Consider the following 10,564-nt stretch of genomic DNA (forward strand, 5'->3'; position numbering starts at 1 on the left):
AATGATAAGATTATTAATAATTTGTATTACATTTTTGTTATTATATTTAGGCTTTTCTGTCTTAAATCAACTTGACTCAACATTAACCTTAAATTTATATGATTATTATATAGAAACCTCCTTTTTTACTTTCATTATTTTATATATATTATTTACACTTTTTAGTGCTATTTTTTTAAAAATAATATTTCTAATTATTGACCTACCTGCTAATTTAAAAGATATTTTCTTTTCCAAAAGAGCCACTACTGATAATTACCTACTGATGAAAGCTATGGCAGAATATATTGCTGGTGAAAAATCAAAGTCAGTAGCAACTAGTCAGAAAATAGCTTACCGTTTAAGCGAAGAAAACAAGGTATTTCATACTTTACTTTTAGCAGAAGCAGAATTATATCCTTCAATAAGAATAAAATATTTTCAGGAATTAGAGCAATCTAAACATTATAGTGCCTTTGTTACCAAAAGACTTGCACAAATATTTTATCAAAATAATATGTATGAAACAGCTGAGAATTATGCTGTTAGATCATTTAACCTAAATGAATTTGATAGTGAAACTTTAGAAATTTTACTTGATTGTTATGCTAAACTTTCTCTGTGGACAAAATTTATCTTTGTGGTATCCAAACTTAACAGAGTTGACACACAAAAACTAGAGTCTATAAAGAACAAAATAGCTGATTATTATGTTGACGCTGCTAAAAATATGCTAGAAGCTAATGAGACAAAAGATGCTATCCATTATTTAGAATCAGCTATTAAACTTATACCTTCACATATCTCCGCATTAAATCTTTATCTACCTATGAACTCTTCTAGCTGGAATAATAAAAACATTGAAATATTAAAAGCTGCCTTCGCAAATAACCCTTCTTTTGAGATTGTAGAATTATATAAGCACTTTTCTTCTGTACCACCTTTAAGAATTTATGAAGATATAGCAATGTTAGTAAACCCTAAACAATATTTAGGGCTATTTTTAGCTATAGCCGCTTATTTAGGCTTACCGGAAAAGATTAAAAATCTTAAAAATGAACCTGAACTATTACCTTTTCATGATATTTGAGATTAATATATCTCCTGAGAAGGATCTTTTTCGGGAGAGATATTATGGAAAGCATCATTATCTTGACCTTGGTTTTCTTCTTGATAATCTAATACTGGTATATCATGAATTTTGAATGCTTCCATAATACTACTAGCAGAAGTAATTTTACCAGTTGTTGGATCTATTGGTAACAATTTAATTGATTCTGGTACTTTAAATGCCAGTGATGGAATATCAGAATAAGCCTTCTCCATAAAATCAATAAATATAGGCAAGGCAACACTTGACCCTGTTGCAGTTCTTCCTAGTGTTTTTGGCGTATCATAACCAATATATGTTCCGACAACTATTTTTGGAGTAAAACCAATAAACCAAGTATCCATACTATCGTTGGTAGTACCACTTTTACCAGCTATAACCTTACCAAGTTTTTTTGCAGCGGTTGCCGTACCTCTTTCAACTGCTCCAGTGAGAAATGAGATAATCTGATAATCACTTGCTTCATCGGTAATCATCCGATAGTCGGGTTGAGGTAGGATAGGGAGTGATAAGTTATCAGTAAGCTGGGAGTCAGATACATTACAATTTTTACATTCCCTATTATCTCTACGATAAATTATTTTACCATTACGATCTTTAATTAGCTCTACGAAATGCGGCGTAACTTTTTTTCCTGAATTAGCAATTATTGCATAAGCATTGGTCATTTTTTCTAGTGTGGTTTCGAGCGAACCAAGCACCATAGAGTAAAATCTCTTCGGCTCATTATTAATACCAAATCGCTTGATTATCTCAGCAACTTTGCTTAGCCCTATAGCTTGTGCTACCCTAACAGTAACAAGGTTTCGTGATTTCTCAAGCCCTATACGCATAGTAATTGAACCTAGAAAATTCCCTTTATAATTTTTTGGTCGCCAAACTGGCATGCCAGGACCTTGTGGAATCTCTACTGGACCATCTTCAAAAATTCTATTTGGCTGAATTGCGTTTTCTAAAGCAGCAAGATAAACAAAAGTTTTACTGAGTGACCCTGGTTGTCGCAGTGCCTGAGTAGCACGATCAAATTTACTAACTGTGAAATCATATCCACCAACGCTGGCAAGTACCTGACCTGTTGTAGGATTCATCACTATAATCGCACCATTAACAGTAGGAATTTGCCGCAAATAGTAATTAGCATTTACTTTTTCGACTACTACAACGTCACCTTTCTTTAAAAGAGTTTTTACTGATTTAAGATCATTTTTTGCCCACTTCATTTCTGATAAAACTATTTTTGACTTACTAGAGTCACAAAGACCAATTTCTGCTTGATTATCCGAAACATTTAACACAACAGCTAATTGATATTCTAAAATAGCTGGAGGCTTTGCTACTTTATTTAAATTATCTTGCCAGTTATTTAGATCAATATTAGTTATGACTCCTCTAAAACCATGCTTCCTATCATATGCTCTTATGCCTTGCCTAAGAGCATTTTCTGCAGCTTGCTGATAACCAGCATCAATTGAAGTAATGACCGTTAACCCTCCAGTATAGAAATATTCTTTACTGCCAATTTTACTAATGACTTCTTCCCGTACTTGCTCAGCATAATAACCGGCTGTAACGGTTTCATTACGATCCCGCTTTTGCAAAGTAATAGGACTATCTACTGCTTCTTTTGCTGTCTCTTGCGTTATATAACCATCTTCCAACATTCTCATAATAACATAATCTCTACGATCTTTCACCCTAGCATAATTTCTCTCCGGATTAAAATTTGATGGTGCTTTTGGTAGACCAGCGATAAAAGCTGATTCAGCAACAGTTAAATCTTCAATAGACTTATTAAAATAATTCTGAGCAGCCATGGCAACTCCATAAGCTCCCCTACCAAAAAATGTTTGATTAAGATATAACTCCAAAATTTGATCTTTAGTAAAGGTTTTTGAGAGCCTATAGGATAAAATTGCTTCTTTGATCTTACGTTCTATTGATACTTCAGAGGTTAATAAAAAATTCTTAACTACTTGTTGAGTAATAGTTGACCCTCCTTCTACTCTACGATGATGCAAAATATTAGAGATATTGAATATGGCTGCTCTGATTATACTTATAACATCAACTCCTGGATGTTCAAAAAAATTCTTATCTTCTGCTGAAATAAACGCCTCTATAAGAGAGTGTGGTACACTACTAATAGGTACAAAAACTCTACGTTCCAAAGCATATTCCTCCATTAATTTTCCATTTTGGGCATACACTCTTGTTACCGATGGTGGATGATAATCGGCAAGTTGAGAATAGTCCGGTAAATCCTTAGAGTAATGATACAACAAATATATACACACACTAAGTGCTATTAGCCCTAATATTGTAAATAATTTAAAAAATATATAAAAAAGTTTGAGCATTTTTGATAGTGTGTTTCTTACATTTATTCAAGTAAAAGTTTTATTTTATATAATATCATCATCTAAAACATCCTTCCTGTTTATTTTTTAGCTCCCAGTTTACGTTGTGATGACTACCCCCATTCGGGATAAGAAATAACTATTCTTATCCCGAATTCACGTAAATTGGATTACAGCACCATTTCTCCGCTCAAACTACTTGCCCCAGCCTCGGTAATTTTTATGTCGATAATCTGACCGAACAAATCTTTTGCAGGGTTTATTACATGCACCGACTGCATATAACATGTTTTTCCTATCAGTTGATTGTCCAATTTACCGTCACGATCAAATAATACTGGCATTATTTTGCCAATACAACTTTCATTAAACAATAATTGTTGGCGAGATATTTCTTGCTGTAAAATTGCTAAACGCCTAGATTTTATATGTTCAGGCACTTGCTCTTTAACCGCAGCAGGTGTACCAGGTCTTGGACTATATTTAAAAGAATAACACTGACCATAACCAACCTTCTTTACTAGATCTAAAGTGTCAGCAAAGTCTTCATCCGTTTCTCCGGGAAATCCTACAATAAAGTCAGATGAAAAGACTATATCTCTTCTCGCATTTCTTAAACGATTAATAATATCAAAATAATAATCTCTGTTATGTCTACGATTCATTGATTTTAAAATTTTGTTAGAACCTGACTGTACTGGCAAGTGTAAAAACGGCATTAATTTTGGCTCAGACCCATGTAACAGAATTAAATCTTCTGTCATATCAATAGGATGAGAAGTAACGTATCTAATACGCTCAAGACTTGGTATTTCTGCTATGTAGCTGATTAGATCTGCTAAACTATACTCTTTGCCTTCAATAGTTTTTCCATGATAAGCATTAACATTCTGACCTAGCAAGATTACTTCCTTTACTCCGTTTGAAACGGATTTTATAATTTCTCTGTATATTTGTTCTAGACTCCTTGAGAATTCTGCACCCCGAGTATAAGGTACAACACAGAAAGTACAAAATTTGTCACAACCTTCTTGAACTGAAATAAGGCTACTTACTCCTTGTATATTAGACTGTTCAGGTAGCTTATCAAATTTAGCTTCTTCAACAAAATCCAATTTAATTACATGTTTTTCATGTCTAGCAATTTTTGCTATCAACTCTGGTAAATCGTAGTAAGATTGTGGTCCTACTACTATATCTACATAACTAGCTCTTCTAAAAATTTCATCACCTTCAGCTTGTGCAACACATCCAGCAACAGTAACGATTACATTACCTTCTCCCTTTGACTTTCTATCATCTTTAATTTGTTTGATGCGACCAAGCTCGGAATACATTTTCTCTGCAGCTTTTTCCCTAATATTACAAGTATTTAAAATAATCATATCAGCTTGGTGCATAGAATCAGTTGGCTGATAATCAAATGGGTCTAGCAAGTCCTGCATCTTGATGGAGTCATATACATTCATTTGACATCCATAAGTTTTAATAAAAAGCTTTTTTTCACGTTTTTTACTTAACAAAAATAAATTAGGTTGCATTATATATAATACTGTAAAAAATATGACATATTTTTTTGGAATGATTTTATTTGAGGTTATTGAGGTTTGGAAAGTTATGAAGCTTATAGTACATATGTACTCTAACTATGATAATACCATACTCTTGTTTTAGATAATACAATATATGTTTTTTTGTAGGGAAGCTCAATAAGGTAGGATATATATCATTTCGTAAAGTACCTATATTAGGATTAAGACTTAAAGCAATAGCTTTGTTATGTATCTCATCTAAATATTTTATAGTTTGCTGCCTTCCCCAATGTTTTAGTGTGTAATCTGTAATATCTTCAAGATCACGTTTCGCACTATTTGTAAATTTACACTGAACCATTAAGCTTTATTTTTAAGTTATCAAAAACAACCTTATGAGAGTGTATTTTATTTTTTGCTAAGTCATCTAATCCTTCAGAAATTACAAGTTTTAATACTTGTTCTTTAAAAGATTCTAATTCATGAAACTCTTTATCAGAAACTATTACAGCTATATGCTTGCCATGTCTACTAATGCTGATAGGTTCTGTTTGCACTTTGATAAGTAATTCACCAAACTCACGTTTTGCTTCAGTTGCATTTAATTTTTCCATGATAATAATTATTTTAATTAATATCATTAATTAAAACATAAATTATTAATATAATCAAGTTAATTACAATGTCTTTTTCTTTTGGAACATTACATTATGCCAATCACTAAAAGTTTGATTCTCAGTTCTTGTTTGTACAAAATTATAGAATATTTTTAAGGTATTATAACGATCCCACTTCCATTGACAACGATAATTTTGATCACTAGGCTTACAACTTGGGACTAACTTATAACCATTACTCACAGATTCTACATATGTTAGCAAATCATCGAATGGTTGTAACTCGCCAGCTTCTTGTTGTTTTAACATCATAAGCTCAGCTGTAACTGCCGTGGTACGACCACCTCCACCTAAGCAATGTAAATAAACCCATCGACTTGGATTTAATTTTAATTTTTGATCAAAAAGTGCTACCATTCTATCTAAATTATCACGATTTGGCTCTCGATGATCTAATGTGGTAATTCTACAATAATCAATATTCAAACCTGCCATTATATCAGCTTCAGTCTTAGTAGAAATAGGTATACAGATTGTTAGGTCCTTCTTTGTTGGCGTAGTCTTCAAATTATTTACATATATACTAAGTTGCTTGTAAGTTGGTAATATTGAATCAAAAAGATATTGCTCCTGTAGTATAATTTCCTCTTGAGATTTATTAGCGTTAACGTCATTATATGGTAAACTGATAAAGGACACTGGGTTTAGATCATTGAATCCATGATACTCACTCCTTAAATCAACATCAATAATATCTGTTTTACACCCAATAGCATTTTTAAATTGGTTAACACTAAATTGTCCACTGGCAATTATATTATATTGTTCAATATATCTAATATTTTTAGGAAGTAATTCTTGTAGTTTATTATGATTATTAAATTGGAAATATGCTAAATTTCCATTATTTAAATATTCTGATGGTAACATGTAAGTAATACAAGATGAACGACTACAGCATGGTATAAGCAATAATAACCCCATCATAGCAAATGCAATAATAAATTGAGATTTTCTACTTATGTTCAGAGCTATTATTTTCTTCATTTATATGATACTAATTTGCTAACAGTAACAGAGCAATCTAAACTAAACCCCTTGCTTGGCTAGCCTTTCTTCAATCTCATGACGGAAATGACGAATTAACCCTTGAATAGGCCAAGCAGCAGCATCTCCAAGGGCACAAATAGTACGACCTTCGATCATTTTTGTAACGTCCAATAATTGATCTATTTCATCTATTTTTGCCTGACCGCGTACCAGTCGCATCATAACTCGCCACATCCAACCTGTACCTTCTCGACAGGGGCTACACTGACCGCAAGACTCATGCATGTAGAATTTACTAAGCCTAGCAATAGCGTAAATAATATCCGTAGAATTATCCATAACAATGACTCCACCAGTCCCGAGTGCTGAACCAGCTGACCTTAAACTATCAAAATCCATTGCAACATCCTGACATAATGACTTTGGTAGCAACGGTACTGATGAACCACCTGGGATAATAGCTTTCAGATTACTCCATCCACCCCGTACACCCCCGGCATATATCTCAATCAACTCCTTTAAAGGTACGCCCATGGCTTCTTCAACATTACATGGCTTATTTACATGGCCAGAAATACAGAAAATCTTTGTTCCGGTATTATTAGGCTTACCGATTCCAGCAAACCAATCAGCTCCACGCCGGAGTATAGTAGGCACAACAGCAATTGATTCAACATTATTAATAGTTGTTGGACAACCATATAAGCCGAAATTAGCCGGGAATGGTGGCTTTAATCTAGGGAAGCCCTTGTTGCCCTCTAAGCTTTCGAGCAGAGCTGTTTCCTCACCGCAAATATACGCCCCAGCCCCTCTATGCAAATGAATGTCAAGATGATACCCTGTACCACAAGCATTACTGCCTATAAAACCGGCATCATAAGCCTCATCTATAGCACGCTGCACATTGGATGATTCATTATAAAATTCACCACGAATATATATATAGCAAGTATGTGCGTTAATAGCAAAACTGGCAAGCAAACAGCCTTCAATTAATTTGTGTGGCTCATATCTCAAAATGTCACGATCCTTGCACGTACCAGGTTCTGATTCATCAGCATTAACCACTAGGTAACTAGGCTTTGGATGGTCTTTAGGCATGAACGACCATTTGGTGCCAGTCGAAAATCCAGCACCACCCCGCCCTCGCAGACCTGATTTTTTTACTTCATCAATTATCCATTCTCTACCTTTAATAATAAAATCTTTTGTATTATCCCAATCTCCACGTTGCTTACTGCTTATTATATCATATTTTTCCTGCCCACTAAGATTAGAAAAAATTTTATCGCTAATTTGTAACATAATTAACTCTTAGAATATCTACATATGATATTATAGCTGAAGGCAAACAATTGTGAAGAATAAATATTAGCAGGGTTTTGCACAAAAATACAACAACACCAACTCTGAAATGCGTTAAGTACATTTGTTCTATATTAAAATGCTTGCCAGAATCATCAATTCAATAGAGATTCTTTATGTAATAGGGATTATATGTCTTCTAATTTTATGATTAATATAATACCCCAATTCAGGATAAGAATTAGTTAATTCTTATCCCGAATTGGTTTAATATAAGGAAAAATGCATTCTTAAAGCGGTTTTGCGAATGCATTTTAAACCTTTCTAAAGCTAAAAACATGATTTTAATCTTTTAAAATCATGTTTTTAGCAAAATATTAATTTAACAATCAGATGCAGAGCCGTCTCAAATCTGATTGTTTCGATAATTTCACCGAATTCGGGATAAGAATTGACAAATTCTTATCCCGAATTCGCGTATAATGAAAGGTTTTTATGTCAGACGATAGAGCAACTATAGAATCCAGTAATTTAAATATATCTAATTTTAAGAGTGATAAGGATTCTATTCATTCTGAATATAGTACTAATCAAGATGATACTATATCGGTAAGATCTGTTGATTCCGGGTACGAAAGTGATAGCAATTTAGCAGACAAAAAAGATGATATTATTAGAGTTAACACTAAAAACGAGATTGAAAATATAAATAAATTAATAGGAAGGGCATACACATATAAACTTAAATTTCTAAAACAACCAATTCTACAATTATCAAAAGAATCCATAGATAACGGATTACTCATTGGTACTAACGAATCATTTATGAGTGCAATGACTGGATTAGCAGTAGAAAGTTTTTACTGTAATTTATCTGATAAAAAGACAGAAGAACTGCTTGATAATTTTAGTTTAAATATAGAACGTTCTAAAAGACTTATGAACGATAATGACAAGGCAAAAGCAGACAGACAGTTTGCAAATTTAGAAGCTAGTTTAAAGGGGTTTGTATTAAATGATATTAAAAGTAACAATGATCAGGATAAGATCGCTCTTGAAACTGTTAAAAAAGTAATATTAGAGCTAAAAGGTCAAGCAATTCCTAAATCAGATTATGCCAGTACAGTAATTAACAAAACTATGGAAAGTTTACAAGCAGATACAAGACATTTTAGTACCGAGCAACTTAATATTTTTAATAAAACTATTAGCCAAGGAAATAAAACTGTTAAATTTGCTAAAGAATTCACAAAACTTAATAAGACAGAACGTACAGTTCTTTCTAATGCAGTTAATGAATCTACTAATTCTTTTATAAAAGAATTAGTAGATAGTAGGAATAATGGGTTAAGTCTAGAGTTTGTTAATTATAGAGAAAATGAAACTAAAAAACTTTTATTGACTCTTAGTATAAATATACAAGATACTGGTTCTATGGAAGAAAAAAAGATCAGACAAGAGGCTTTTTGTAAACAGCTTCTACCTTATGTCCATATACCCAGTGAATTAGCAACTGAGTTATTTGAAGAGTGGAAACTAACAGAGCTACATAGCTTAATTGGCAAGGAAGCTCAGAAATTTTTTAGTGTAGATAATGCTCCAAAAAATTCTTTGTTTCTAACCTTAGATGCAACAAAAATTACAGAAGAAAATATCAAACGATTTGCTGATTCTATTAATCCAATTATTAAAGATAAAGATGCAGAATTAGTCTCAAAACCAATCCTTAAAGAATCTATTAACAGAATTCAAAATAAAACAGATATAAAGATTACAGAACAACAAAATAATAAAATCTCGGAACAATTATCTCCGACTTTAATAGAACTTGGTTCTAAGCAACTAAGAAATCACAAAGACGAGATAATATCTGACATAACAAATAAAATTGCATCAGATAAATCTTGGTATTCTTCTGTGATTAAAAAATTACCTATTTCTACAAATAATTTACAGGATATTGCTACACATCTTACAGACAAATATAGCAATCAAACTGCACCAACCATGTCAACTTCAGTGTCCACACCACCACCTCCTCTTACTCAACATTCTAGCATAGAAACAAAACAAATACCCGAACCTAGTAGTTCTGATTTTGTGGTATCAACACCAACAGAAGCTAAGTTAGAAAATATAGAAGTACACAGGTTAAATGAGTTAACTACGGACCAACTAGATAACAGAGTCTTGGTGGATAAGTTACAGAGCAATTCGATAGCACAGATGGACAAACCTAAATATCAAGAGCTAGCTGAAGATGCTACTGACCTGCCCAACCCAAAGGTAGAAGAAGTTCATGCTAGGCAAGATACCATAAATACTTCAATGATAGTAATAAAATCAGAGCAAGAAATACCTACAAAAGCCCCAATAGTTCAGGAAACTCAAACGCCGCAAAATAATCCAAGCATGTCTAGGATTATTATTAATAATGTTAAAATAGAAATTCAACAAGTAAAAAAAACGTTAAGGCATGTCGAAACAATTAAAAGAGAACTAGCAACACCTACTAAACCTACTAAACCTGCTCTTAAAGCAGTAAATAAAGGAAGGTTATGGTAAATTGACTGACTTTGTTGCGTGGGTCACTCATAGTACCCTACATTTTTT

Annotated in this window: 8 protein-coding genes; 2 read left to right on the forward strand and 6 right to left on the reverse strand. The window is 32.8% G+C overall.

Going from position 1 to position 10,564, the window contains the following annotated elements; translation table 11 throughout:
• The first annotated feature begins 1 nt into the window (after position 1).
• Positions 2 to 1,069 (forward strand): tetratricopeptide repeat protein, encoded by a 1,068-nt coding sequence (locus AAHM86_RS02310; protein WP_342268154.1) that lies wholly within the window; start codon positions 2 to 4, stop codon positions 1,067 to 1,069.
• Positions 1,070 to 1,071: 2 nt separating this feature from the next.
• On the opposite strand, the gene AAHM86_RS02315 is transcribed toward AAHM86_RS02310, so the two are convergent.
• The 6 genes from AAHM86_RS02315 to nuoF all read right to left on the reverse strand — a co-directional run bounded on the left by AAHM86_RS02315 (position 1,072) and on the right by nuoF (position 7,951).
• The gene (locus AAHM86_RS02315) at positions 1,072 to 3,447 is read right to left on the reverse strand and encodes a penicillin-binding protein 1A (protein WP_342268155.1); all 2,376 of its coding nucleotides are present in this window, start codon (positions 3,445 to 3,447) and stop codon (positions 1,072 to 1,074) included.
• A 170-nt stretch (positions 3,448 to 3,617) separates the two neighbouring features.
• The gene (gene miaB, locus AAHM86_RS02320) at positions 3,618 to 4,988 is read right to left on the reverse strand and encodes a tRNA (N6-isopentenyl adenosine(37)-C2)-methylthiotransferase MiaB (RefSeq protein ID WP_342268156.1); all 1,371 of its coding nucleotides are present in this window, start codon (positions 4,986 to 4,988) and stop codon (positions 3,618 to 3,620) included.
• Between the two features lie 46 nt (positions 4,989 to 5,034).
• On the reverse strand, positions 5,035 to 5,340 hold the full coding sequence (locus AAHM86_RS02325) for a type II toxin-antitoxin system RelE/ParE family toxin (protein ID WP_342268157.1): 306 nt from the start codon (positions 5,338 to 5,340) through the stop codon (positions 5,035 to 5,037).
• On the reverse strand, positions 5,327 to 5,620 hold the full coding sequence (locus tag AAHM86_RS02330; protein ID WP_342268158.1) for a type II toxin-antitoxin system prevent-host-death family antitoxin: 294 nt from the start codon (positions 5,618 to 5,620) through the stop codon (positions 5,327 to 5,329). The genes AAHM86_RS02325 and AAHM86_RS02330 overlap by 14 nt, the downstream gene beginning before the upstream one ends.
• Before the next feature lie 36 nt (positions 5,621 to 5,656).
• The gene (locus AAHM86_RS02335; protein ID WP_342268159.1) at positions 5,657 to 6,643 is read right to left on the reverse strand and encodes a hypothetical protein; all 987 of its coding nucleotides are present in this window, start codon (positions 6,641 to 6,643) and stop codon (positions 5,657 to 5,659) included.
• A 42-nt stretch (positions 6,644 to 6,685) separates the two neighbouring features.
• Positions 6,686 to 7,951, reverse strand: a complete 1,266-nt coding sequence (gene nuoF / locus AAHM86_RS02340; protein ID WP_342268160.1) for an NADH-quinone oxidoreductase subunit NuoF — start codon at positions 7,949 to 7,951, stop codon at positions 6,686 to 6,688.
• 495 nt (positions 7,952 to 8,446) lie between these two features.
• Here nuoF and AAHM86_RS02345 point away from each other — a divergent pair, with 495 nt between their 5' ends.
• Positions 8,447 to 10,516 (forward strand): hypothetical protein, encoded by a 2,070-nt coding sequence (locus AAHM86_RS02345; protein ID WP_342268161.1) that lies wholly within the window; start codon positions 8,447 to 8,449, stop codon positions 10,514 to 10,516.
• Positions 10,517 to 10,564 lie beyond the last annotated feature (48 nt).

This window comes from Candidatus Tisiphia endosymbiont of Empis tessellata (assembly GCF_964031035.1).
In the GTDB taxonomy this organism is placed as follows: domain Bacteria; phylum Pseudomonadota; class Alphaproteobacteria; order Rickettsiales; family Rickettsiaceae; genus Tisiphia.